The organism is Candidatus Kurthia intestinigallinarum, from assembly GCF_003991225.1.
GTDB lineage: Bacteria > Bacillota > Bacilli > Bacillales_A > Planococcaceae > Kurthia > Kurthia populi.
The window spans coordinates 319,945-346,222 of sequence record NZ_JTFC01000031.1 but is presented as its reverse complement, the minus strand read 5'-3'; the positions used below and the strand labels follow the sequence as shown (position 1 = coordinate 346,222).

The 26,278-nt window shown below is 37.4% G+C and carries 20 protein-coding genes; all 20 read left to right on the top strand.

Annotation, left to right across the window (positions count from 1 at the left end; translation table 11 throughout):
* Positions 1 to 4 precede the first annotated feature (4 nt).
* The 20 genes from rseP (at position 5) to QI30_RS10200 (ending at position 26,224) form a co-directional block, all read left to right on the top strand.
* The gene (rseP, locus tag QI30_RS10295) at positions 5 to 1,264 is read left to right on the top strand and encodes an RIP metalloprotease RseP (RefSeq protein ID WP_126990742.1); all 1,260 of its coding nucleotides are present in this window, start codon (positions 5 to 7) and stop codon (positions 1,262 to 1,264) included.
* 115 nt (positions 1,265 to 1,379) lie between these two features.
* Positions 1,380 to 3,089: a proline--tRNA ligase gene (locus QI30_RS10290; RefSeq protein WP_126990741.1), complete on the top strand. Its 1,710-nt coding sequence runs from the start codon at positions 1,380 to 1,382 to the stop codon at positions 3,087 to 3,089.
* 134 nt (positions 3,090 to 3,223) lie between these two features.
* Positions 3,224 to 7,555 carry a PolC-type DNA polymerase III gene (locus QI30_RS10285; protein ID WP_126991033.1) on the top strand — a complete coding sequence of 1,444 codons (4,332 nt, stop codon included), beginning with the start codon at positions 3,224 to 3,226 and terminating at the stop codon, positions 7,553 to 7,555.
* Positions 7,556 to 7,687: 132 nt separating this feature from the next.
* Complete coding sequence (rimP, locus tag QI30_RS10280) at positions 7,688 to 8,176, top strand: ribosome maturation factor RimP (protein ID WP_020189482.1); 489 nt, start codon at positions 7,688 to 7,690, stop codon at positions 8,174 to 8,176.
* Positions 8,177 to 8,200: 24 nt separating this feature from the next.
* Positions 8,201 to 9,340 carry a transcription termination factor NusA gene (gene nusA / locus QI30_RS10275; protein WP_126990740.1) on the top strand — a complete coding sequence of 380 codons (1,140 nt, stop codon included), beginning with the start codon at positions 8,201 to 8,203 and terminating at the stop codon, positions 9,338 to 9,340.
* Positions 9,341 to 9,370: 30 nt separating this feature from the next.
* The gene (rnpM, locus tag QI30_RS10270; RefSeq protein WP_020189484.1) at positions 9,371 to 9,643 is read left to right on the top strand and encodes an RNase P modulator RnpM; all 273 of its coding nucleotides are present in this window, start codon (positions 9,371 to 9,373) and stop codon (positions 9,641 to 9,643) included.
* A 1-nt stretch (position 9,644) separates the two neighbouring features.
* The gene (locus tag QI30_RS10265; RefSeq protein WP_020189485.1) at positions 9,645 to 9,959 is read left to right on the top strand and encodes a YlxQ family RNA-binding protein; all 315 of its coding nucleotides are present in this window, start codon (positions 9,645 to 9,647) and stop codon (positions 9,957 to 9,959) included.
* Between the two features lie 154 nt (positions 9,960 to 10,113).
* A complete protein-coding gene (infB, locus tag QI30_RS10260; protein WP_020189486.1) occupies positions 10,114 to 12,066 on the top strand; it encodes a translation initiation factor IF-2 in 1,953 nt (650 codons plus the stop codon).
* Positions 12,066 to 12,344, top strand: coding sequence for a DUF503 domain-containing protein (locus QI30_RS10255; RefSeq protein WP_020189487.1), 279 nt, complete (start codon positions 12,066 to 12,068; stop codon positions 12,342 to 12,344). The genes infB and QI30_RS10255 overlap by 1 nt, the downstream gene beginning before the upstream one ends.
* Before the next feature lie 18 nt (positions 12,345 to 12,362).
* A complete protein-coding gene (gene rbfA, locus QI30_RS10250) occupies positions 12,363 to 12,719 on the top strand; it encodes a 30S ribosome-binding factor RbfA (protein ID WP_020189488.1) in 357 nt (118 codons plus the stop codon).
* A gap of 102 nt (positions 12,720 to 12,821) precedes the next feature.
* Positions 12,822 to 13,733 (top strand): tRNA pseudouridine(55) synthase TruB, encoded by a 912-nt coding sequence (gene truB, locus QI30_RS10245; protein WP_126990739.1) that lies wholly within the window; start codon positions 12,822 to 12,824, stop codon positions 13,731 to 13,733.
* A gap of 12 nt (positions 13,734 to 13,745) precedes the next feature.
* Positions 13,746 to 14,696 (top strand): bifunctional riboflavin kinase/FAD synthetase, encoded by a 951-nt coding sequence (locus QI30_RS10240; protein WP_126990738.1) that lies wholly within the window; start codon positions 13,746 to 13,748, stop codon positions 14,694 to 14,696.
* Between the two features lie 200 nt (positions 14,697 to 14,896).
* Positions 14,897 to 15,166 (top strand): 30S ribosomal protein S15, encoded by a 270-nt coding sequence (gene rpsO, locus QI30_RS10235; protein WP_010286308.1) that lies wholly within the window; start codon positions 14,897 to 14,899, stop codon positions 15,164 to 15,166.
* A 153-nt stretch (positions 15,167 to 15,319) separates the two neighbouring features.
* Positions 15,320 to 17,443 carry a polyribonucleotide nucleotidyltransferase gene (gene pnp / locus QI30_RS10230; RefSeq protein ID WP_020189491.1) on the top strand — a complete coding sequence of 708 codons (2,124 nt, stop codon included), beginning with the start codon at positions 15,320 to 15,322 and terminating at the stop codon, positions 17,441 to 17,443.
* Positions 17,444 to 17,584: 141 nt separating this feature from the next.
* Complete coding sequence (locus tag QI30_RS10225) at positions 17,585 to 18,811, top strand: M16 family metallopeptidase (protein WP_126990737.1); 1,227 nt, start codon at positions 17,585 to 17,587, stop codon at positions 18,809 to 18,811.
* A 197-nt stretch (positions 18,812 to 19,008) separates the two neighbouring features.
* On the top strand, positions 19,009 to 20,049 hold the full coding sequence (locus QI30_RS10220; protein ID WP_126990736.1) for an aspartate-semialdehyde dehydrogenase: 1,041 nt from the start codon (positions 19,009 to 19,011) through the stop codon (positions 20,047 to 20,049).
* Positions 20,050 to 20,069: 20 nt separating this feature from the next.
* Positions 20,070 to 20,972, top strand: a complete 903-nt coding sequence (gene dapA, locus QI30_RS10215; protein ID WP_020189496.1) for a 4-hydroxy-tetrahydrodipicolinate synthase — start codon at positions 20,070 to 20,072, stop codon at positions 20,970 to 20,972.
* A gap of 168 nt (positions 20,973 to 21,140) precedes the next feature.
* Positions 21,141 to 22,808, top strand: a complete 1,668-nt coding sequence (locus QI30_RS10210; RefSeq protein ID WP_020189497.1) for a ribonuclease J — start codon at positions 21,141 to 21,143, stop codon at positions 22,806 to 22,808.
* Positions 22,809 to 22,900: 92 nt separating this feature from the next.
* Complete coding sequence (locus QI30_RS10205) at positions 22,901 to 25,285, top strand: FtsK/SpoIIIE family DNA translocase (protein WP_126990735.1); 2,385 nt, start codon at positions 22,901 to 22,903, stop codon at positions 25,283 to 25,285.
* A 210-nt stretch (positions 25,286 to 25,495) separates the two neighbouring features.
* Positions 25,496 to 26,224 carry a GntR family transcriptional regulator gene (locus QI30_RS10200; protein ID WP_020189499.1) on the top strand — a complete coding sequence of 243 codons (729 nt, stop codon included), beginning with the start codon at positions 25,496 to 25,498 and terminating at the stop codon, positions 26,222 to 26,224.
* The last annotated feature ends 54 nt before the right edge of the window (positions 26,225 to 26,278 follow it).

Here is a 26,278-nt window from a genome sequence, read left to right as displayed (position 1 = left end):
TTTGATGCAATCAGCAATTGCATTTATATTCGTATTTGGTATGATCGTTTTTTTCCATGAGTTAGGACACTTTATTTTTGCAAAACGCTCTGGCATTATGGTACGTGAATTTGCAATCGGTTTTGGACCGAAATTATTAGGCATTAAAAAGGGTGAAACACTATATACAATTCGTCTGCTACCAATGGGTGGTTATGTACGGATGGCTGGCGATGATTTAGATAATGTTGAATTACAGCCAGGTTATCGTATCGGGTTTACACTAAATGAAAATGATGAAATTACTCGTCTTGTCATGAATCAAAACAAGCAATTGCCCGATATGCTTTTTTTAGAAGTTGAGAAAGCAGAACTTCAAAAAGAATTATGGGTGGAAGGCTATGATGAAGATGAGCAGCTCGTACGTTACAATGTCGCGCGTGACTGTATCATTGAGGAAAATGGTCAAGAAACACAAATTGCACCATATGACCGCACATTTAATGCAAAATCACTGGGTAAACGTGCGATTACAATTTTTGCAGGGCCGTTATTTAACTTTATTTTAGCGATTGTGATTTTCGTCATCATTGGTTTCGTGCAAGGGATTCCGACGAATGAACCTTTAATTGCTAAAGTAGTAGATGATAGTCCGGCTGCTGTAGCAGGCTTTGAAGAAAAAGATTTAATCACGTCTGTTAACGGTAAAGAAGTTGATAAATTCCAGGATTTATCAGCAGTTATTCAAGGAAGCCCTGGTAAGGAAATTACGATTGGTGTCGTACGTGATGGGCAAGATAAAACCTTGAAGGTAACGCCAAAAGAAGTGGAAGTAAATAAAGAAAAAGTGGGGCAAATTGGTATTCAGTATGCGAATACGTATGATAAAAATCCACTTAAAGCAATTCCATATGGATTTGAACAAACATGGACTTGGCTTGTTCAAATTGTGAAAATTTTAGTTGTGCTCGTAACAGGTGGATTTACGCTAGACGCTTTATCTGGTCCTGTAGGTATTTATGAGGCAACATCTGAAGTGGCTAAATATGGTTTCGTAACATTATTAAGTTGGGCTGCCGCACTTAGTGTAAATCTTGGTATTATGAACCTATTACCATTCCCCGCACTAGATGGTGGACGACTTGCATTATTTTTCTATGAATTAGTACGTGGTAAACCACTTGATAAAAATAAAGAAGGTATTATTACGTTTGTTGGCTTTGCATGTCTGATGGTCTTAATGGTCGCGGTAACATGGAACGACATTCAGAGATTCTTCTTTTAGATAGTGAGAAAAAAGTTCATTTGCACAGCAAATGAACTTTTATTGCTTAAAAACATAACAAAAGGCTCTTTGTCTTGTATAATAGAGTCAACTATATTCAAAGGTGAGGTTAAACATGAAACAATCTAAAACATTTATCCCAACTTTACGTGAAGTACCAGCAGATGCTGATGTAAAGTCACATCAATTATTACTTCGCGCAGGATTTATTCGCCAAAGTACATCAGGCGTTTATTCATATCTACCATTAGGTAAAAAAGTGCTTGCAAACATTGAAAAAATCGTTCGTGAAGAAATGGATGCAGTAGGTGGTAACGAAGTATTACTTCCAGCACTACAACAAGCTGAATTATGGCAAGAATCTGGTCGTTGGGAACATTACGGCCCAGAATTAATGCGTTTAAAAGATCGTCATAACCGTGATTTTGCATTAGGACCAACTCATGAAGAAGTTATTACAGCATTAGTTCGCGATGAAGTGAAATCATATAAAAAATTACCATTAACACTTTATCAAATTCAAACAAAATTCCGTGATGAAAAACGTCCTCGCTTCGGATTATTACGTGGTCGCGAATTCATTATGAAGGATGCTTATTCTTTCCATGCAACACAAGAAAGCCTTGATGAAACATATGATGATATGGTTCAAGCATATAAAAACATTTTCACACGTCTAGGCTTGAACTTCCGTGCAGTTATTGCTGACTCAGGTTCAATTGGTGGTAAAGATACACATGAATTCATGGTGTTATCTGAAATTGGTGAAGATACAATTGCCTACTCTGATACATCTGATTATGCAGCCAACATTGAAATGGCAGAAGTAAAAGTAGATTATTCAGCACCAGATGTTGATATGACAGAACTTCAAAAAGTAGAAACACTAGATCAAAAAACAATTGAAGATGTTGCAGCATTCCTAGAAGTACCTGCTAGTAATATTGTGAAAACATTAGTATTTAAAGTAGATGAAGAATTAGTAGTTGTTCTTGCTCGTGGCGATCATGAAGTAAATGATATTAAATTAAAACATGCACTAGATGCAGAAACAGCAGAATTAGCAACAGATGAAGAAATCGTTGAATTATTAGGTAGCCATATAGGTTCACTTGGCCCAATTAAATTACCAGTTGGCGTTAAAGTAGTAGCAGATCATGCAATTAAATCGATTCGTAATGGTGTAGCCGGCGCAAATGAAGATGGCTATCATTATACAGGGGTTAACCCAGGTCGTGACTTTGCTGTTGATGCATATGAAGATATTCGCTTCATTCAAGTAGGCGATCCTTCTCCAGATGGTGAAGGTACAATTAAATTTGCTGAAGGAATTGAAGTAGGCCACGTATTTAAACTAGGCACAAAATATTCTGAAGCATTAAATGGCATGTTCTTAGATGAGAATGGTCGTAATCAACCATTTATCATGGGTTGCTATGGTATCGGTGTATCACGTGTAATGGCTGCAGTGGCAGAACAATATCAAGATGCATATGGTTTCACATGGCCTCAACAAGTAACACCGTATGATGTGCACTTAATTACAGTGAATACAAAAGATGATGCACAAAATGAATTATCAGAAGATCTTTATAAACTATTAACTTCTTATCGTTATGATGTACTTCATGATGACCGTAAAGAACGCGCGGGCGTTAAATTCGCAGATTCAGATTTAATTGGGTTACCAGTGCGTGTAACAGTAGGTAAAAAAGCTGTTGACGGTATTGTTGAAGTAAAAGTTCGTCAAACAGGCGAAACATTTGAATGGGCAAAAGAAGAATTAATTGATCGTTTAAATAATCTATTAAAAACAACAAACTAATTTATAGATAGCCTGAAAAAAGCTTGAGCAATCAAGCTTTTTTCTTTTGTCTAAATTGGAAGTATGAGCCTTTGTATGATGCTACGATTTCACGTACAATAGAAGATGAACGTTTAAAGAAAGTAGGTGCAAGCATGTCTAATGAACATGAAGCAAAACAACGTTTTCAGATCTTATTACAACAAATTGGTCTGACAGATGATGTTTACATGCCGTTTTTTGAAGCGGCAGAAATGACACGAATGACGGTGCATAAACAGCAACGTGTTTGGAAGTTTACTTTGAAAACACCAAATATTTTACCGTATCGTGTGTATCAATTATTTAAAATGAATGTGGAAAAAGCATTTTCACAAATTGCACAAGTACAACTGCAATTTACGACAGAACAACCACAAGTGACAGAACAATTAATTCAAGATTATTGGATGACAGTTGTTAATGATTTAGAAGAGATTTCACCACCATTACGAAAAGGTTTAGCAGAGCAAATACCGCAATGGAATGGTCAAAAACTTTCGTTAACATGTAAACGTGATTTTGAACTTGAAGCCTATAAACATAAATATACTGATAAAATCTCAATGAATTATGGTTATTATGGATTTCCAAATTTGCCTGTAGAGTTTGCTTTAAGTGAAGCTACAGAAGAATTGGTAGAGGAACAACAGAAATTTTTAGAGCAGCGTCGTATTGAAGAAGAACAATTTGCGAAAAAAGCTGTAGAAGATATGCAAAAACGTGAGCAAGAAAAAGCGAATGGTGGAGACGAAGACGATGATCGTCCATTCCAACTTGGTATTGCAATGAAGCCTGATGATACATTAATGGAAATTCAACAAATTCAAGATGAAGAACGTCGTGTGACAATTGAAGGATTTGTATTTGATGTGGAAGTGAAAGAGCTACGTAGTGGTCGTTCGCTCTTAACGATGAAAGTCAGTGACTACACGGATTCTATTTTAGTGAAGATGTTTTCACGTGATAAAGATGATGTATCAATTATGCAAAAAGCAAAAAAAGGCATGTGGGTACGCGCACGTGGGTCGATCCAAAATGATACTTTTGTACGTGATTTAGTGATGATGGCACAAGACATGCAAGAAATTCGTCCGCAAATTCGTTCGGATAAAGCGCCAGAAGGAGAACGTCGTGTAGAGCTCCATATGCACTCATCAATGAGCCAAATGGATGCGACATCTTCAGCGGCAGAGCTTGTGACACAGGCAGCTAAATGGGGACATCCAGCAGTAGCGATTACAGATCACGGTGGAGCACAAGCATTTCCAGAAGCTTATGGCGCTGCAGAGAAAAATGGCATTAAAGCGATTTTTGGCGTTGAAGCTAACTTAGTGGATGATGGGGTGCCGATTGCTTATGAACCTCGTCATATTGAGCTTGAGCATGCAACATTCGTTGTTTTTGATGTAGAAACGACAGGTTTATCAGCTGCATACGATACAATTATTGAATTGGCTGCTGTGAAGATTGTAGACGGTGAAGTGATTGATACATTTGAAAGTTTTTCAAATCCACATCACCCATTATCTGCTACAACAATTGAATTAACAGGAATTACAGATGACATGGTTCGTGATGCACCAGAAGTAGAAGAGATGATTGCAAAATTCCACGATTTTATTGGAGATGGAATTGTCGTCGCACATAACGCTTCATTTGATATTGGTTTTTTATATGAAGCATATAAAAAAGCGGGGATCGACCATTTTGATCACTCTGTAATCGATACACTGGAATTAGCTCGCATGCTATATCCAACGATGAAAAATCATCGTTTAAATACATTGTGTAAAAAGCTAAATATCGAACTAACGCAACATCACCGTGCGATTTATGATACAGAAGCGACAGGTTATTTATTACTTCATCTATTAAAGGATGCTGTGAAAGAAAAAGACATCGCATTCCATGATGATTTTAATAAATATGTTGGCGGCGGAGATTCTTATAAACGTTCTCGCCCAACGCATTGTACGATTTTAGCGCAAACACAAGACGGTTTGAAAAATATGTTTAAACTAATTAGTGAGGCGCATACCGAAACTTTTTATCGCGTCCCTCGTATCAAGCGTTCATCATTACAAAAATATCGCGAAGGATTATTAGTGGGTTCTGGTTGTTCAGATGGTGAATTTTTTACAGCTGTTATGCAGAAATCCGTTGATGAAGCGATGGAAGTAGCAAAATTTTACGATTATTTAGAAGTACATCCCAAGGGCGTATATAAGCCTTTATTAGAACGTGAATTAATTAAAGATGAATGGAATATGGAGGATATTGTGCGTAAAGTTGTGAAAATCGGTAAAAAGCTGGACAAGCCGGTTATTGCGACAGGAAATGTACATTACCTCCACAAAGAGGATTCGATTTTCCGTAAAATTCTGATTCGTTCACAAGGTGGAGCGAATCCATTAAATCGTGCGGAACTGCCTGAGAGTCACTTCCGTACAACCGATGAAATGCTAGAAGACTTTGCTTTCTTAGGCGAAGATTTAGCGAAAGAAATTGTTGTGACAAACTCACAAGCTTTAGCTGAATCGATTGATAAGGTAGTGCCAATTAAAGATGATTTATATACACCTAAAATTGAAGGGTCGGATGAAGAAGTAACTCGACGAACATACAAAATGGCACATGAAATCTACGGTGAGATACTACCGGAAATCGTAGAAAAACGAATTGAAAAAGAATTGAAGTCTATTTTAGGACATGGATTTGGCGTTATTTATTTAATTTCTGCGAAGCTCGTAAAAAAATCATTATCTGATGGTTATCTAGTAGGTTCACGTGGTTCTGTAGGGTCTTCCCTTGTTGCAACATTTATGGAGATTACAGAAGTAAATCCATTAGCACCTCATTATATTTGTCCAAACTGTAAGCACTCGGAATTCTTCGAGGATGGTTCGGTTGCTTCGGGTTATGACTTACCGAATAAGGATTGTCCAGAATGTGGTACGGCTTATAAAAAAGATGGGCAAGACATACCGTTTGAAACGTTCTTAGGATTTAAAGGGGATAAGGTACCCGATATTGATTTGAACTTCTCTGGTGAATATCAACCGCAGGCACATAATTATACAAAAATTTTATTCGGTGAAGATTATGCTTTCCGTGCAGGAACAATTGGTACGGTAGCAGAAAAAACAGCTTACGGTTATGTAAAAGGATATGGTCAAGACCATAACATTAACTTCCGTGGTGCTGAGGTGGATCGTCTTGTACAAGGTTGTACGGGTGTTAAACGTACAACCGGGCAGCACCCAGGTGGGATTATTGTTGTACCAAGCTATATGGATATTTATGATTTTACGCCAATTCAATATCCTGCAGATGATCAAAATGCAGAATGGCGTACCACACACTTTGATTTCCACTCGATTCACGATAATATTTTAAAACTCGATATTCTAGGACATGATGATCCGACCGTTATCCGTATGCTACAGGACTTATCGGGTATCGATCCAAAAACGATTCCAACCGATGATACAGAAGTAATGAAAATCTTTACTGGTCCAGAAGTTCTTGGAGTAACGGCTGATCAAATTATGTGTAAAACAGGTACGCTAGGAATTCCGGAATTTGGTACGAAGTTTGTACGTGGTATGTTAGAAGAAACGAAGCCATCGACGTTTTCTGAGCTTGTGCAAATTTCGGGATTGTCTCATGGAACGGATGTATGGCTAGGGAACGCAAGTGATTTAATTGCCGATGGTACATGTGTGTTATCTGAAGTAATTGGTTGTCGTGATGATATTATGGTGTATTTAATTTATCAAGGTTTGGAGCCTTCATTAGCCTTCAAAATTATGGAGCATGTGCGTAAAGGGAAAGGTTTAACTGAAGAAATGGAAGCAGCGATGATGGCTGAAAATGTACCAAAATGGTATATCGAATCATGTAAAAAAATCAAATACATGTTCCCGAAAGCCCATGCGGCAGCCTATGTATTGATGGCGATTCGTATTGCGTACTTCAAAGTGCATTTACCAATTCTTTATTATTGTGCTTATTTCACTGTACGTGCTTCGGATTTTGATTTAATCGCGATGGTCAATGGACCAGAAATGATTAAAGCACAAATGAAAGAAGTGAGTGATAAAGGCTTAGATGCTTCTGTTAAAGAAAAAAGTTTATTAACAGTACTTGAATTATCACTAGAAATGTGTGAACGTGGCATGCATTTCCAAAAGGTTGACTTGTATCGTTCAAAGGCAACAGAATTTGTAATTGATGGGCAAAGTTTAATTCCACCATTTAATGCGATTCCTGGTTTAGGGAATAGTGTAGCAGAGATGATTGTCAAAGCGCGGGAACAAGGTGAATTCTTATCAAAAGAAGATTTACAAATTCGTGGGCGTGTTTCAAAATCATTAATCGAGTATATGGACCGCTTAGGTTGTCTTGAAGGATTACCAGAAGCGAACCAATTATCACTGTTCTAGCCTATTCTATTGCATTGTAGCGCTATTTGTGATAGGATTTAAGTAATTATTTGTTGATAGTACGACGGCAAAAGAGTGGGATTTCCCGCTCTTTTCTGTTTGTCTATGACAATAACTAGTCAGGAGGAGAGTATGAGTAAAGTTACGTCTGAAATTGAACAGCTCGCAATGCCAATCGTTGAAGAGTTAAAACTAGAACTTGTCGATGTAGAGTTTGTGAAAGAAGGGCGCGATTGGTTTTTACGCGTCTATGTAGATACTCCTGAAGGAAATATTGATATTGATCAATGTGCCCAAGTTAGTGAAAAACTGAGCGAGAAGTTAGACGAATCGGATCCTATTTCGCAAAACTATTTCCTTGAAGTATCTTCACCAGGAGCAGAACGTCCTCTGAAAAAGGAAGCAGATTACATTAAAGCAATCGGCCAATTCGTTCACATGAAAACATATGAGGCAGTCAATGGAATGAAAGTCTTTGAAGGATATTTAAAATCATTTACCGATGAAGGCGCCGAAATTGATATGCTAATTAAAACTAGAAAAGTGAAAGTTCTTATTCCAAAAGATAAAATTGCCAATGCTAGGTTAGCAATCGACTTTTCGAAACACAAAGAATTTTAAATATTGTAGGAGTGAAAAAATAAAATGAGTAAGGAATTAGTTGGTGCATTAAAAGCACTAGAACAAAAAGGGATTTCTCGTGAAATTATCGTAGATGCAATTGAAGCGGCATTAATCAATGCTTATAAAAAAAATTATGATCAAGCTGCCAATGTACGCGTTGACTTAAACCTAGAAAAAGGAACAATGCGCCTTTATTCACGTAAAGATGTAGTCGGTATCGTAGAAGATGAACGTTTACAAATTTCATTAGAAGATGCTAAAGAAGTGAACCCATCATACGAACTTGGCGATGTTGTAGAAAAAGAAGAAGTTCCTCGTGATTTCGGTCGTATCGCAGCAACAACTGCTAAACAAATCGTTACACAACGTTTCCGTGAAGCAGAGCGTGGTCTTATCTATGAAGAATACGTAGACCGTGCAGATGATATCATTAATGGTGTTGTTGAACGTATGGATGCTCGCAATATTTATGTAGGTATTGGCAAAATCGAAGCTGTATTACCGCAAAACGAACAAATTCAAGGCGAAACGTACGAACCACATGATCGTATCAAAGTTTATATCACAAAAGTAGAACGTTCTACTCGTGGTCCACAAGTATTCGTATCACGTACTCACCCTGGCTTACTTCGTCGTTTATTCGAACTTGAAGTACCAGAAATCTTTGAAGGTACTGTAGAAATTAAATCGATTTCACGTGAAGCGGGCGATCGTTCTAAAATCTCTGTAGTAGCTCATAATGAAGAAGTAGATCCTGTAGGTGCTTGTGTAGGTGCTAAAGGTGCACGTGTTCAAACAATCGTTAATGAATTAAACGGTGAAAAAATCGATATTGTTGAATGGTCAGAAGATCCAATCGAATTCGTTGCGAACGCACTTAGCCCATCAAAAGTTCTTGATGTTCAAGTAAATGAAGAAGAAAAATCAACAACAGTTGTTGTACCGGATTATCAATTATCATTAGCAATCGGTAAACGCGGTCAAAATGCTCGTCTTGCTGCAAAATTAACTGGTTGGAAAATCGATATTAAATCAGAAACGGATGCACGCGAATTAGGTATTTACCCTAACGAAAATTCTACATTTGTAGCAGTAGAAGATGAAACAGTTGCTTCTGAAGAAGTAGAAATCGATTTATACCAAGACGGCGAAGAAGCATAATCGTCCGAATCAATTTGGAGGGTGAAAAGTATGCCAACAAATCGTAAAGTGCCACTGCGCCGTTGTGTTGCAACAAATGAAATGCATCCTAAAAAAGAGATGATTCGTGTTGTACGCTCAAAAGAAGGCGAAGTATCAGTAGATGTAACAGGCAAAAAATCAGGACGGGGTGCTTATGTTTCAAAAACAGAATATGCTGTTAATGAAGCAAAACGTAAAAATGTATTAAAGCATCAGCTTGAAGTAGAAATTCCAGAACAAATTTATGAAGACTTACTAGCAGTTATTCGAAAGGAATCGTAAAATGACAACAGAACAAGCCATTTTTAATTTATTGGGAATCGCTGCCAGTGCAAGAAAAGTCGTATCAGGCGAAGAACAAGTGGTAAAAGAAGTACGTGGGAATGACGCCAAACTTGTCATTATCTCAGCAGATGCTTCACAAAACACAACAAAAAAATTGCACGATAAATGTGCATATTATAATGTGCCGATTTATGTCTTTGGTTCGCGTGAGCAATTAGGTCATGCGACAGGACGTGAAACGCGTGTATCTCTAGCAATTATGGATAACGGCTTTGCTAAAAAGCTATCGCAGTACTTCAATGAGTTAGCGTAAGTTGTCTGTCTATGAGATACTGGTGTTGACCACTTCAGAAAGGCCATCATTACAGCCGAAGGACAGCCAGGAACTCGTCCTACGATAAACGGGATGGCGATCTAATGTCGTTTATCGTAAAAAGACAAAACTAAACAACAAGTAAGGAAGTACTATGACTAATAATTCATCATCTAAAAACAATAATAGCAATAGTAACACTAACAATAGTAACTCTCGCAACAATAATAACCGCGGTGGTGGACGTCCAGGTCAAGGTGGACGTCCAAACCAACGCCGTCGACCAGGTATTCATGGCGGACAACGTCGTAAAAACCGTCCAACACCTCCACCACCAGTGAAAAAAGAATTGCCAGAACAAATTACGTTCTATGAATCATTATCTGTTGGGGAGTTAGCGAAAAAATTAGGTCGCGAACCTTCTGAAATCATTAAAAAATTATTCATGTTAGGTATCATGGCTACAATCAACAACGAACTTGATAAAGATGCCATCGAATTAATTTGTGCTGATTATGGTGTAGAAGTTGAAGAAGAAATTCGTATTGACCGTACGGACTTAGGTACGTACTTCGAAGACGAAGAAGAGCACCCAGAAGATATTAAAGAACGCCCACCAGTTGTAACAATCATGGGTCACGTCGATCATGGTAAAACAACATTACTTGACTCAATTCGTAATACAAAGGTTACGGAAGGTGAAGCAGGCGGTATCACACAACATATCGGTGCTTACCAAGTAAAAGTTAACGACAAAAAAATCACATTCCTTGATACACCTGGACACGCAGCTTTCACAACAATGCGTGCTCGTGGTGCAAAAATCACGGATTTAACAATCTTAGTTGTTGCAGCTGATGATGGTGTCATGCCTCAAACAGTAGAAGCAATCAACCATGCGAAAGCGGCAGAAGTGCCAATTATCGTAGCAGTAAACAAAATGGATAAACCTTCTGCAAACCCTGATCGTGTAATGCAAGAATTAACAGAACATGGTTTAATTCCAGAAGATTGGGGCGGCGATACAATCTTCGTACCAATCTCAGCACTTAAAGGTGACGGAATTGACCAACTTTTAGAAATGATTCTTTTAGTTTCTGAAGTAGGAGAATTAAAAGCAAATGAAAAACGTTTAGCTATGGGTACAGTAATTGAAGCACAACTTGATAAAGGTCGTGGTTCTGTTGCAACACTATTAGTTCAAAACGGTACATTAAACGTTGGGGATCCAATCGTAGTAGGTAACACATTTGGTCGTGTACGTGCTATGGTGAATGATCTTGGTCGTCGTGTTAAATCTGCAGGTCCTTCAACTCCAGTTGAAATTACAGGTTTAAACGACGTCCCTCAAGCTGGTGACTTATTCGTTGTATTTGAAGACGAAAAACGCGCACGCCAAGTTGGTGAAGCTCGTCAAACATTAGCTATCCAAGAACACCGTAACGAAGGTTCTCGTGTAACATTAGATAACTTATTCGAACAAATGAAACAAGGCGAAATGAAAGAGTTAAACTTAATCGTTAAAGCCGACGTTCAAGGTACAGTAGAAGCTATGGCTGCATCACTTATGAAGATTGATGTTGAAGGTGTAAATGTTAAAATCATTCACACTGGTGCTGGTGCAATTACTGAATCAGATATCGCATTAGCAGCTGCTTCTAATGCAATCGTTATCGGTTTCAACGTACGTCCAGATACAAACGCAAAACGCGCTGCTGAAGAAGAAGGCGTAGATATTCGTTTACATCGTATTATTTACAAAGTAATCGAAGAAATCGAACAAGCGATGAAAGGTATGCTTGATCCAGAATACGAAGAAAAAATCATTGGTAATGCAGAAGTACGTGAAACATTTAAAGTTTCTAAAGTGGGTACAATCGCAGGTGGTTACGTAACAGAGGGTAAACTTGTTCGTGATGCTGGCGTACGTGTTATTCGTGACTCAATCGTTATTTTTGAAGGTGAATTATCTTCATTAAAACGTTTCAAAGACGATGCAAAAGAAGTTGCAAAAGGTTACGAATGTGGTTTCACTATCGCAAACTACAACGATATTCAAGTAGGCGACATTATTGAAGCATTCGTAATGGAAGAAATTAAACGATAATGATTGTTTACGCCGAATGTGAATTTTTTATTCCGACGGTGCATTCGCTAAAGGAAAAAAGAGCTGTGTTACAACGTATGACAATGCGTGCAAAACAACGCTTCAATGTTTCTATAGCAGAAATTAATTATCAGAATGTATGGCAAAGAACGGTTGTTGCACTTGTAGCAGTTGCATCAGATACAGTTGCTGCGAGGCGAGAACTAGACCGAGCCATTGCATTTTTAGAAACAAACTCCGAGTGGGAGTGTACAAATATCAACATCGAGTATTTATAGCAAAGAGGTGAGACTTGTATGTCACAAGTACGTTCAAACCGAGTTGCTGAGCAAATGAAAAAAGAGCTAGGCGACATTATCGGTCGAAAGTTAAAAGATCCTCGTGTAGGCTTTATTACAGTCACAGATGTTGAAGTAACAGGTGATTTGCAACAAGCTACGGTTTATATTACAAGCCTAGGCAACGAACGTGAGAAAGAAGCTACATTAAAAGGGCTTGAAAAAGCAAAAGGCTTCATTCGTTCAGAAATCGCAAAGCGTATTCGTTTGCGCATTACACCAGAATTAACATTTGAATTTGATGCTTCAACTGAATATGGTAATAAAATTGACCAATTACTGCGTCAACTACATGAATCTGAAAAAGATTATTAATATTAAAAGACTGAGAAGCTTCGGCTCCTCAGTCTTTTTTATTGAAATCATACACGCAAAAAGCTATTCTTAAAGAATGAATAGCAACAAAGGAGAATGAACATGCACGGTATTTTACCTTTATGGAAAGAACGCGGAATGACGTCACATGACTGCGTATTTAAAGTGAGAAAAATTTTAAGAATGAAAAAAGTAGGGCACACAGGAACACTTGACCCTGGTGTTGATGGCGTATTACCGATTTGTTTAGGTAATGCAACACGTTTAGCAGAATATATTACCGATGCGGGAAAGGTATATGAAGCGGTGATTTCAATCGGACGATCAACAACGACAGAAGATGCAGAAGGCGATACGGTTGAAGAAAATGTTGAGGATAAACATTTTTCTCGTAAAGAATTAGAAAAGGTATTTGAAAAGTTAACAGGGAAGATTACACAAGTCCCCCCGATGTTTTCAGCTGTTAAAGTGAATGGCCGTAAATTGTATGAATATGCTCGTGCAGGTGAAACAGTTGAGCGTCCAAGTCGTGAAGTGATGATTTATAGTATTGAATTACTTGATAATGAAGATGCCTATTCGGGTAAAGAAGTAACTTTTTCTGTACGCATTCATTGTGGTAAAGGCACGTATATTCGTACATTAGCTGTTCAAATCGGCGAGTTATTAGGATACCCTGCTCACATGGCGCAATTAACACGTGTGATGTCAGGTAGTTATACACGCGAGCAATGTGTAACTTTAGCAGAACTACAGTTACTGGCTGATGAAGAGCGCTTAAATGAAGTGATTCGTCCATTAGAAACAGCACTGTCTGATTTTCCTCAACAAGAAATAACAGAGCAAAATGAAAAACAAGTGAAAAATGGTATGGTCCTTCCAATGCACCCAGAGCTAGTAGAACATGATAAACTAGTCTTTGTAGAACAGCAAAAAGCCGTGGCGGTATATGTGAAACATCCATCTAAAAAAGATCAAATGAAACCTGAAAAAATGTTTCCAAACATAGATTAGGAGGAACGTTCAATGCAAGTGATTCAATTGATGTATCCACATCACATTCACACAGAAGAAGTGAGTGGCCCTTATTCACTCGCATTAGGCTTTTTTGACGGCGTACATAGAGGTCATCAAAAGGTAATCAATGCAGCGAAAGAAAAGGCAAAACAAACGAATACAAAGTTAGCGGTAATGACCTTTGATCCGCATCCTTCGCTTGTTTTAGGGGGACGTAAAGAAGCTATTTTTTACATTACACCGCTTCAACAAAAAATCGAGGTTTTAGAAAAATTAGGTGTTGATACATTATTTGTCGTACGTTTTACATCTGATTTTGCTAAATTAAGTCCAGAAGATTTCGTACAATTATTTGTAAGAGATTTAAATGTAGTTCATGTAACTGCAGGCTTTGATTATACGTTTGGTAGTCGAGGTTGCGGTAATATGGATGTGATGAGAGAGCTTTGTGGTACGGATATTTCCGTACAAGTTGTAGAAAAATTAGAGGATGGTGACGATAAGGTGAGTTCAACACGTATTCGAGGACTACTAAAAGAGGGCAATATTGAAGAAGTTCAAACATTATTAGGACGACCATATCAAACACCAGGTGTCGTCGTTCATGGGGACAAACGAGGTCGTCAAATTGGTTTCCCAACAGCAAATGTTCAAGTACCTGAAGGAACATTTATTCCGGCAAATGGCGTCTATGTTGTGAAAATTCGTGTGCAAGATGAATGGTATGAAGGTATGTGTAATATTGGTTTTAAACCAACATTTAAAAATCCAGATGAAAAACTACTAACAATTGAAGTAAATATTTTTGATTTTGATCGTAATATTTACGGAGAAGAAGTAGCGATTGATTGGTATAAACGTTTGCGCGATGAACAACGTTTTAATGGTATTGAAGCGCTTATTGCACAATTACAAGCGGACAAACAACAATGTATGGAATATTTTGAGGCACAAAAATAATCCATACGCGTGATAAGAATGTAATGGCTAAAAATAAAGAACTATACTTGCAAATGATGTGAATATAGTTGCAACATAAAGCCTTTATATGATACACTTCTTTAAGTGATTTAATCACGGACAACCATTACTTGGTCAATCGATTCTCCAACGATGAACTCAGTAAATGGGGGTTTTTATAATTTTAGGAGGTGTAGAGCATGGCTCTAACAAAAGAACGTAAAAACGAAATCATCGCGGAATTCCGCACACACGAAAGTGATACTGGTTCTCCAGAAGTACAAATCGCTGTACTAACTGCAGAAATCAATTTATTAAACGATCACTTACGTACACACAAAAAGGATCACCACTCTCGTCGCGGTTTATTCAAAATGGTAGGTCGTCGTCGTAACCTATTAAAATACCTTCGTGAAAACGATGTAACTCGTTACCGCGAAACTATTCAAAAATTAGGTTTACGTCGCTAGAATTTAATTCAGCACACAAAAGCGGGCTAGCCCCGCTTTTTCTTATGTTTTCAAACATTTCCTAGATGTTAAAAATGATGAAATTTGATAAAATATACTACTACATAGATAAAAAATGGTGTTAGATAATCGTAGAGAGGAGTTCATTTTACAATGAGCGAAAAAAAGGTGTATACCTATGAATGGGCTGGCCGTCCACTTCAAATTGAAGTCGGTCAATTAGCAAAACAAGCAAATGGTGCAGTAATGGTTCGCTATGGTGATACAGCTGTGTTATGTAATGCGACAGCATCAAAGAAACCAAAGCAAACAGATTTCTTTCCATTAACAGTGAATTATGAAGAAAAGATGTATGCGGCAGGTAAAATTCCAGGAGGCTTTATTAAACGTGAAGGTCGTGCTTCTGAAAAAGCAATCTTAACGTCACGCTTAATTGATCGTCCAATTCGCCCATTATTCCCAGATGGCTTCCGTAATGAAGTACAAGTTATTTCAATGGTTATGTCTGCAGATCCAGATTGTTCAACTGAAATGGCTGCTATGTTGGGATCTTCTTTAGCGCTTATGGTATCCGACATTCCATTTGATGGACCAATTGCCGGCGTGCAAATTGGTTTGATTGATGGTGAGTTTATTGTCAATCCAACACCAGAACAAGAAGCCGTATCGTTAATTAACTTAGCAGTAGCTGGTACAAAGGAAGCAATCAACATGGTAGAAGCGGGAGCACTAGAAGTTCCTGAAGAAACAATGCTTGAAGCAATTCTTTTCGGTCACGAAGAAATTAAAAAGGTCATCGCTTTCCAAGAAAAAATTGCAGCTGAATGTGGAAAAGAAAAAATGGCTGTGGAATTACATGAGTTAGATGCTACGCTTATTGCAGAAATCAATGATGCATATGAACCTCAAATGATCGCTGCTATTCAAACATATGAGAAGCATGCACGTGATGAAGCAATTAATGCAGTAAAAGCACTTGTAATGGAAGCTTATACTGAGAAAATTGGCGATGTTGCAGATGCAGAAGCGCAATTAAAACAAGTTTCACAGGTATTGGATAAAATGGTTAAGGATGAAGTACGTCGTTTAATTACGGATGAAAAAATTCGTCCTGATGGTCGTAAATTAGATGAAATTCGTCCACTTTCTTCAGAAGTGAATTTACTTCCTCGTGCGCATGGTTCAGGCTTATTTACACGTGGTCAAACACAAGCGTTATCTGTTTGTACATTAGGCTCATTATCAGAAGTGCAATTAATTGATGGCTTAGGTGTCGAAGAGAATAAACGTTTCATGCATCATTACAACTTCCCTCAATTCTCAGTTGGTGAAGTTGGTCCAATGCGTGGTCCTGGTCGTCGTGAAATTGGGCATGGTGCTTTAGGTGAACGTGCATTACTTGCTGTCATTCCAGATGAAAAAGATTTCCCTTACACAATTCGTTGTGTATCAGAAGTGCTTGAATCAAATGGCTCGACGTCACAAGCATCAATTTGTGGTTCTTGTCTTGCAATGATGGATGCTGGTGTACCATTAAAAGCACCTGTAGCAGGTATCGCAATGGGTCTTGTGAAAAAAGGTGACAACTATGCGGTATTAACAGATATTCAAGGTATGGAAGATCATCTTGGTGATATGGACTTTAAAGTAGCAGGTACAGCTAAAGGTGTAACGGCACTTCAAATGGATATTAAAATTGATGGCATTAACCGTGCAATTTTAGAAGAAGCATTAGAACAAGCGAAACGTGGTCGTATGATTATTTTAGATTCGATGCTTGCAACATTATCAGGTCCTCGTGAAGAGTTATCAACACATGCTCCGAAAATCAAAAAAATGCAAATTAAACCAGAAAAAATTCGTGATGTTATTGGACCTGGGGGTAAGCAAATTAATAAAATCATTGATGAAACGGGTGTTAAGATTGATACTGAACAAAATGGTACGATTTTCATTGCTTCTGTTGATCAAGAGATGATTCAAAAAGCGCAAGAAATGATTGAAGGAATTGTTCGCGAAGCACAAGTTGGCGAATATTTCATGGGGAAAGTAAAACGTATTGAAAAATTCGGTGCTTTCTTAGAAATTTTCCCAGGTAAAGACGGCTTGCTTCATATTTCTGAAATCCAAGAAGAACGTACAAATAATGTTGAAGATGTTTTAAAATTAGGTGATGAATTACGTGTGAAATGTATTGAAGTTGATGCGAAACATCGTGTGAACTTATCACGCAAAGTTGTTATTCAAGAAGAGAAAGCAGCTGTAGAAGAAATTTAGTATTTTTATAAAATAAAGTGTAATACGCCATGTATTGCGCTTTTTTTGTGTTGTTGTGCTATAGTAGGCTGAGTAAAATGGAGATTAAAAGTGAGGTGAAAGCTGTTAATTTAATTGTAAAAAATGAATTAGCAGGCGAATATGACAACAAAACAAGTATGCCCTAATGGCTTAAGAATTATTACAGAAAAAATGCCACATATGCGCTCGGTAGCGATTGGTATTTTTGTGAATGTGGGTTCTCGCTATGAAAAACCTGAAGACAATGGGTTAACACATTTTATTGAACATATGTTGTTCAAAGGGACATCTGAACGTACAGCAAAACAACTAGCAGAGGAATTTGACCGATTAGGTGCACAGACAAATGCATTTACTTCAAAGGACCAGACTTGTTATTATGCTGTATCGCTTGATTACGAGGCACGAAAAACGATTGCCCTTTTAGCTGATTTATTTTTTAATTCAGCATTTCGTGAAGAAGATATTGAAAAAGAACGCCAAGTTATATTAGAAGAAATTGCGATGAGTGAGGATGATCCAGAGGATAGCGTAGATGAACGTTTATGGCAAACAATGTTTGCCGGTTCACAAATGGCGGCACCCATTTTAGGGACAGAGGAAACACTTCGCACTTTTACGAAAGAAAAAATTAAAGCATTTATGAATGAACATTATACACCGAGTGAAGTGATTATTTCATTAGCGGGTAATATTGATGATGCACTCATTGATTTTGTTATAGAAACATTTAATCAATTTGATAATGAGGCACGTGAACAGGTACATCATACAAAACCAATCTTCCATGCAGATGCAGTAGAACGAAAAATGGCGATTGAACAAGCTCATCTTGTACTAGGGTATGAAGGCCTAGCAGTTTCGGATCCAGACATCGTTAGCTTACTTGTATTAAACAATATTATTGGGGATTCGATGTCTTCACGTTTATTCCAAAAAGTTCGTGAAGAAAAAGCATTAGCATACAGTGTTTATTCATATTATTCTTCTTATGAAGATATGGGCGCATGGATGATTTATGGTGGTACATCGATGAAACAGCTTGCTCAAATGGAAGAAACGATTCTTGCGGTTATTGAGGATATTAAAAATAATGGTGTAACGTTAGAAGAAATTCAACGTGCAAAAATTCAATTAGAAAGTGGTTTATTATTAGGCTTAGAAACGAGTTTTGATTACATGAACCGTAATGCACGAAATGAATTAACATACGGGGAAGAGCGAACAGTAGAACAAGCTTTAGCGGAATTGGCTGCGGTATCAGAGGCAAGTGTTGAACGTGTAATTGAACGTATTTTAACGAAACCACATGCTAGGTCTGTTATTTTTAGTGATAAAGAAAAATAGAGAAATGAGATGCGGTCAAATGCATCTCATTTCTTTTTTTGTCTAAATGAAAACTTCAGTTCATGTCATATTTCGTTATGTAAACGCTTTAAAATGCTAGAATATCCAAAATAGTCGGATTATTATACACAATACTGAATTATTGTGATACAATAACGCCAATTATAGTTTTTTATAAACATAGGGAGAGATGGATGATGACGAAACAATTAACAGTAGCAGTTGTCGGTGCTACAGGAGCGGTAGGAACAAAAATGATGGAGCAACTTTCAAAGCGAAAGTTTCCAGTAGGTAAATTGAAGTTACTTGCATCAAAGCGTTCTGCTGGCAAGGAGTTATCATTCAATGGCGAAACATATGTACTTGAAGAAGCAACACCGGAATCATTTGAAGGAGTCGATGTAGCATTATTTTCAGCAGGTGGTTCTGTATCAACGGCATTAGCACATGCTGCAGCAGAACGAGGCGCGGTCGTAATTGATAATACGAGTGCATTTCGTATGGACCCCGATGTTCCGCTTGTTGTGCCAGAAGTAAATCGTGCAGATATTAAAGAACATAAAGGAATTATTGCAAATCCAAACTGTTCAACAATTCAAATGATGGTAGCACTTGAGCCAATTCGTCAAGCATACGGTTTAAATAATTTAATTGTGTCAACATATCAAGCTGTATCAGGCTCTGGTGTGAGTGCAATCGAAGAACTGCATGAGCAAAGTGTACAATGGGAAAAAGGGAAAGATGTAGAAGCAACTATTTTACCAGTTAAAGGCGATAAACGTCACTTCCCAATCGCACGTAATGTATTACCACAAATCGATGTTTTCACTGATAATGGTTTTACATACGAAGAAATGAAAATGATTAATGAAACAAAAAAAATTATGCATGCACCTGAACTACCAGTAGCAGCAACTTGTGTACGTGTTCCTGTTGTAGCGGGGCACTCTGAATCAATTTTTATCGAAGTAGAACAAGCAGGTGTTACAGTTGCAGATATTCAAAATGTCTTAAAAGCTGCACCAGGGGTTGTATTACAAGATGATCCAGCAAACCAAGAATACCCAACACCACTTGAAGCAGAAGGTAAAGGTGAAACGTTTGTAGGTCGTATTCGTAAAGATTTAAATAATGATAAAGGCTTCCATCTGTGGGTTGTATCAGACAATCTATTAAAAGGTGCAGCACTTAACTCAGTGCAAATTGCAGAAGCAATGCTTGAAGACGGCTTACTATAAAATTTAAGGGGATGGCAAAAATGGATTTAGGTAATATTGGAACAGCAATGGTCACACCATTTACGAAAGATGGAGCAATGGTAGACTATAAACATTTAGCGGGTATGATTGAACATTTAATTTCAACTGGAACAGATACAATTGTTGTATTAGGCACAACAGGAGAAGTTCCAACATTGTCAACGGAAGAAAAATTAGATGTTTTAAAATATACAGTAGACCGCGTTAACGGTCGTGTACCAGTTATTGCAGGTGTTGGTGATAATGAAACATACTACTCAAAAATTATGGCTCAAAAAGCTGAAGTTGCTGGGGTAGATGGTGTTATGCTAGTAGCACCTTACTATAATAAGCCAAATCAACGCGGAATCTACGCTCACTTTGTTGATATTGCGCAGTCTGTAGATATTCCAGTAATGCTTTATAATATTCCAGGACGTACAGGCATTAATATTGCACCGGAAACGGTTGCCAAACTGGCACAAGTACCAAATATCCAAATCATTAAAGAAGCAAGTGGTGATTTAGACCAAATGTCTGAAATCCTTGCTTCAACTCCAGATGATTTCAAAGTGTATAGTGGGGATGACGGCATTACATTACCATTATTAGCAGTTGGTGGACATGGTGTTATATCAGTAGCGGCACATGTTGTTGGGAATGATATGCAAACGATGATTTCTTTATTTAAAGAGGGCCGTCATGCAGAAGCAGCAAAAATTCATCAAGCATTATTACCGTTAATTCGAGCATTATTCGCGCAACCAAGTCCATCACCAGTTAAATATGCGTTATCAAAATTAGGTTTATGTAATGAGAATGTACGTTTACCAATCGTAGCGTTAACAGATGAAGAGAAGGCAGCATTTGATATTGTATGGGATGCTTATTTTGAACAACAAAAATCTTTTGCTACGGTTTAAGTAGATTAATTGACCGAGAGTATTCTAGAGAAAATCTAGATACTCTTTTTTTTTGGAAACGTGATATAACGGCATGAATTGACATTTTTTTAATTGTGTAATATTGGGTAAACAATTATAATGAGTGTAAGTGGTTGCTGTACGGGATATATTTTAGGAGGAAAAGAAGTGGCAAAAATTAAAAATGAAACGATTCGCGTTATTCCACTAGGTGGCGTGAGTGAAATCGGTAAAGCGATGTACGTTGTCGAAATCGACGATGATATTTTCGTAGTAGATAGTGGATTAATGTTTCCAGAGGACGAAATGTTAGGGATTGATTATGTCATTCCAGATATGAGTTACTTAGTAGAAAATAAAGATCGTGTCAAAGGGATTTTCTTAACACATGGTCACGAAGATGCTATCGGTTCGGTGGCTTACTTATTAAGTAAAGTAAATGCACCAGTATATGGCTCTCGTTTAACAATTGCGTTAGCAAAAGAACATTTAAAAGCAAATCCAGCGCCTCATCAAGTAAAATTCTTTGAGGTAACAAACAAAAGCCGTATGAACTTTAAAACGACGTATGTGACATTCTTCCATACAACGCATAGTATTCCAGACTCATTAGGTGTTGTATTCCATACATCAGAGGGTGCTATCGTTCATACAGGTGAATTTAAATTTGATCAATCAGCAAAAGGTAAATATCGCCCAGACATCGCTAAAATGGCAGCGCTTGGTGATGAAGGTGTATTCATCTTAATGTCAGATTCTACAGAAGCTGAAAAAGAAGGCTATACATTATCAGAGAACGTTGTAAAAACTCGTTTAGAAAAAACATTCCACAAAGCAGAAGGCCGTATTCTAGTAGCGTTATACGCATCTAACTTCATTCGTATTCAACAAGTATTTGATCAGGCAATTGCTTCAGGTCGTAAAGTAGCAATCGTAGGTCGCAGCTTAGAAACAATTTTTGAAGTAGGTATGCGTTTAGGCTATTTAGAAATTGATTCAGAAAAAATCATTCCAGTTAATAAAATGTCTGATTATGAAGATAATGAAATCGTTGCAATTATTACAGGTAATCAAGGTGAACCACTTGAAGGATTAGAAAAAATTATCCGTAAACACCACCGCGATTTACGCATTAAACAAAATGATACGGTTTTAATTACATTTACACCATCTCCAAGCATGGAAGTGCAAATGGCTGATACAATGAATGAATTATCTAAGCTAGGTGCAAAAGTATTCTCAGCAGATAAAAAAGTTCACGTATCAGGACATGGTTCACAAGAAGATTTAAAATTAATGCTAAATCTAATGCAACCTAAATACTTTATCCCAATCCAAGGTGAATATCGTATGTTAATTACGCATTCAAAATTAGCGCAAGATGTCGGTTTACAAAAATCACAAATCTTTATCGCGGATAAAGGTGATATTGTTGAATACAAAAATGGTAAAATGCGTATGGCTGGCCGCGTAACAGCGGGTAATGTATTAATCGATGGTATTGGTGTCGGCGATGTGGGTAACATCGTATTGCGTGATCGTAAATTACTATCACAAGATGGTATTTTCATCGTTGTTGTAACAATTAATCGTAAATTGAAAAAAATTGCCTCAGGTCCAGAAATCTTATCTCGTGGGTTCGTGTATGTACGTGAATCTGAAGAGCTAATGGATGAATCAGCAAAACTTGTACGAGGCGTTGTTGAAAAATACGTAACAAAAGGTTCTTATGAATGGACAAGTATTAAACAAGAAATTCGTGATACGTTAAATGGTTACTTATACCAAAAAACAAAACGTCGTCCAATGATTATTCCAATTATCATGGAATATTAATTATTCTAAAAGGGATTCCTTGCCTCTTGGCAGGGAATCCTTTTTTTCATTTTTACTACAAGGTATAATGAAGAAAGAAAGTAGGTGACGGCATGGCGTCGAACAAGACAAAGCAAACGACGACTCGCAAACAACAAACGACAACAACGAAGCGTAAGTCTTCAAAGAAGCCTAATGCTCGTAAAACACCGATGAAAAAACAAGCGACAGCAAAAAAGCGACCTTCCTTGTCTTATGAAATTGTCGGACTAGTTTTAATAGCAGTTGCTTTTATTACAATGTTTCAGTTTGGTTTAATTGGGCGTTTTTTTCAAGGACTCAGTAAATTATTAATTGGTAATTGGCATTTATTATTACCAATCTTTATGATTTGGTATGCGGTTTATTTGATGATGCGACGTACGCTACCAGCATTTAAAAATCGCTATATTTGGGGTGTCATCAGTTTATTATGTAGTGTGACATTGTTTAGTCATATTGCGATGTTTAATGATTTATATAATGGAGAATCGATTGACCGTAATACAAGTATTTTAAGCGAAAGCTGGGGCTTAATTGTACATGAAAAATCGTATATAGAACCAGATGGGTTTCTTGGAGGCGGCCTTTTAGGAACGGTTTTGTATGCAGTATTTCACAATCTCGTGGACATGACAGGGTCGAAAATAGTAGCTGTATTATTTATTGCGATTGGCATCATCTTATTGACAGGGAAAGCACTTGTACCGTATTTAATGGAACAAATTCCAAAGTGGCGTGAGGAAATTGCTAAAAGACGTGACGAGGTTATGTATGCTCGTGAAGAAAAAATGGAAGAAGAGCTAGAGCCAGTTATTTCTGATAAGTCAAAGCAACACAAAACTAGTCAGAAAGCTAAAGAAGAAACTGTTATAGCAGATAGTAAATCTGACAGTATAAAAAAACCAGCGTTGAACATTTCAGCTTATACGCAAAATATTGCAGTCGAAGAAGAACAACCAGTAGTTAAAGAAGAGGAAAAAATAGACAAAAATTCACAGAAACAACAAGATACTATTATGTCAGAAGCGGGTATAGTACAAAATGAGGCTTATGATTTACCAAAAATGGATTTACTCGCCTTGCCGCCCGTAAAAGATCAGTCTGCTGAATTTGAAGTTATTGAACAAAATGCTAGAACGATTGAGCAAACATTAGATGCTTTTGGTGTTCAGGCTAATGTGACAGAAGTGCATTTGGGGCCAGCTGTTACAGAATATGAAGTTTTACCTGAACGTGGCGTGAAGGTTAGTAAAATCGTTAATTTACAAGATGATATGGCATTGGCATTAGCTGCAAAAGATATTCGTATTGAAGCGCCAATTCCAGGTAAATCTGCTGTGGGGATTGAAGTGCCGAATAAAGAAATTTCAATGGTTAGCTTACGTTCTGTATTAGAAGCTTCTCCAAGTAATAAACCAGATGAAAAATTGGTTGTTGGCTTAGGTCGCGATATTTCAGGAGAGGCAAAACTAACAAAATTAAACAAAATGCCACATTTATTAGTAGCAGGTTCTACTGGTAGTGGTAAATCAGTTTGTATTAATAGTATTATTATTAGTATTTTAATGCGGGCTAAACCACATGAAGTAAAAATGATGATGATTGACCCTAAAATGGTTGAATTAAGTGTTTATAATGGTGTGCCGCATCTATTGGCACCCGTTGTAACGGACCCACGCAAAGCTTCTGAAGCCCTAAAGAAAGTAGTTAGTGAGATGGAACGACGCTATGATTTATTTTCACATACAGGCACAAGAAATATTGAAGGTTATAATAAACATGTAGATCGATTTAACGAAGAAAATAATGAAAAGCATCCACATTTACCTTTTATTGTTGTGATTGTGGATGAACTTGCTGATTTAATGCTTGTAGCAGCAGGCGATGTAGAAGATTCGATTATGCGTTTAGCACAAATGGCGCGTGCGGCAGGCATTCATTTAATTATTGCCACTCAAAGACCTTCTGTAAATGTGTTAACGGGAGTTATTAAGGCGAATATTCCATCTCGTATTGCATTCGCTGTATCGTCACAAATTGATTCACGTACTATTTTGGATATGGGCGGGGCAGAGCGTTTACTAGGACGTGGGGATATGCTATTCCTACCTTCTGGTGAATCAAAACCGACACGTGTTCAAGGTGCATTTGTTTCAGATGAAGAAGTACAAGATATTGTCGCATATGTCATTAGTCAGCAAAAAGCACAATACCAAGAAGAAATGATTCCAACAGATGAGGACATTGCACCTGAGGCAGATGAGGATACAGATGAGCTTTATAATGAAGCGGTGCGCCTTGTTGTAGAACAGGACAATGCATCTGTATCATTTTTACAGCGCAAGTTAAAAATTGGCTATGCGAGAGCTGCTCGCATCATGGATCAGATGGAAGAACATGGTGTTGTAGGTCCTGCGGAAAAAAGTAAGCCACGTCAAATATTAATAAGTAAGTAAATTGATATAAATGCAGGGAAGTTTTTGGAATCCCTGCATTTTTTTACTATACAATTGACGAAAAAATTATAAATGTTAGAAAATTTTCGCTGTTTTAACACAGTTTTTGTTTAAAGCTATTTATTTATTAAATTAAAAGTGATATAGTATTGTCTGATTAGCAGAAATGTTCTACGTCTGATGTCTGATGACTGATTGGTGGTGATTTGAATGGCTATAAAATCAGATCATCGTCATCTGTATCTCCAAGTAATTGATCATTTAAAGACGGATATTGAAAATGGTGTTTTTAAAGAAAATGAAAAACTACCATCAGAATTTGAACTTTCTAAATCATTAGGAGTCAGTCGCGCAACGCTTCGTGAAGCATTGCGACTGTTGGAAGAGGAAAATATCATTGTTCGCAGGCATGGTGTAGGTACTTTCGTTAACCCAAAACCCGTGTTCACATCAGGAATTGAACAACTTTCGAGCATTTCTTCAATGATCGAAGAAGTAGGCATGGAGCCTGGCACAACATATATTAGTTCCACGGCTTCTATTTCGACTGAAGAAGATATTAAGCGCTTTCAATGCGATGAAGATGAATCTATAATGACGATTAAACGTGTTCGTACAGCGGATGGGGAACCCGTCGTCTATTGTGTAGACCAAGTGCCAAGTAGTTATCTATCGGCAGATTTTTTAACGATGGAGAATCCATCGATTTTTCAATCTTTAGAACAATCAGGTGATATTCACGTGTCATATGCAGTGACATATATTGACCCTATTGGCTATCACAATGAAGTATCTCCAATCTTAAATTGTAAAGCAGATCAAGCTTTACTCGTATTAAAGCAGTTCCACTATGATGATAACGATCGAGTGGTTCTTTACTCACGCAACTATTTCCGAGCTGATAAATTTAGCTTTCATGTAGTTCGTAAGCGTGTATAACAAATCAGCGTATTCATTTCTGCTATCGTAGCAATACAAAAAATAAAAATTTCA

Coding starts and splice junctions, on each gene's coding strand:
- rseP (WP_126990742.1), top strand. CDS start 5: ATGCAATCAGCAATTGCATTTATATTCGTATTTGGTATGATCGTTTTT.
- QI30_RS10290 (WP_126990741.1), top strand. CDS start 1,380: ATGAAACAATCTAAAACATTTATCCCAACTTTACGTGAAGTACCAGCA.
- QI30_RS10285 (WP_126991033.1), top strand. CDS start 3,224: ATGTCTAATGAACATGAAGCAAAACAACGTTTTCAGATCTTATTACAA.
- rimP (WP_020189482.1), top strand. CDS start 7,688: ATGAGTAAAGTTACGTCTGAAATTGAACAGCTCGCAATGCCAATCGTT.
- nusA (WP_126990740.1), top strand. CDS start 8,201: ATGAGTAAGGAATTAGTTGGTGCATTAAAAGCACTAGAACAAAAAGGG.
- rnpM (WP_020189484.1), top strand. CDS start 9,371: ATGCCAACAAATCGTAAAGTGCCACTGCGCCGTTGTGTTGCAACAAAT.
- QI30_RS10265 (WP_020189485.1), top strand. CDS start 9,645: ATGACAACAGAACAAGCCATTTTTAATTTATTGGGAATCGCTGCCAGT.
- infB (WP_020189486.1), top strand. CDS start 10,114: ATGACTAATAATTCATCATCTAAAAACAATAATAGCAATAGTAACACT.
- QI30_RS10255 (WP_020189487.1), top strand. CDS start 12,066: ATGATTGTTTACGCCGAATGTGAATTTTTTATTCCGACGGTGCATTCG.
- rbfA (WP_020189488.1), top strand. CDS start 12,363: ATGTCACAAGTACGTTCAAACCGAGTTGCTGAGCAAATGAAAAAAGAG.
- truB (WP_126990739.1), top strand. CDS start 12,822: ATGCACGGTATTTTACCTTTATGGAAAGAACGCGGAATGACGTCACAT.
- QI30_RS10240 (WP_126990738.1), top strand. CDS start 13,746: ATGCAAGTGATTCAATTGATGTATCCACATCACATTCACACAGAAGAA.
- rpsO (WP_010286308.1), top strand. CDS start 14,897: ATGGCTCTAACAAAAGAACGTAAAAACGAAATCATCGCGGAATTCCGC.
- pnp (WP_020189491.1), top strand. CDS start 15,320: ATGAGCGAAAAAAAGGTGTATACCTATGAATGGGCTGGCCGTCCACTT.
- QI30_RS10225 (WP_126990737.1), top strand. CDS start 17,585: ATGACAACAAAACAAGTATGCCCTAATGGCTTAAGAATTATTACAGAA.
- QI30_RS10220 (WP_126990736.1), top strand. CDS start 19,009: ATGACGAAACAATTAACAGTAGCAGTTGTCGGTGCTACAGGAGCGGTA.
- dapA (WP_020189496.1), top strand. CDS start 20,070: ATGGATTTAGGTAATATTGGAACAGCAATGGTCACACCATTTACGAAA.
- QI30_RS10205 (WP_126990735.1), top strand. CDS start 22,901: ATGGCGTCGAACAAGACAAAGCAAACGACGACTCGCAAACAACAAACG.
- QI30_RS10200 (WP_020189499.1), top strand. CDS start 25,496: ATGGCTATAAAATCAGATCATCGTCATCTGTATCTCCAAGTAATTGAT.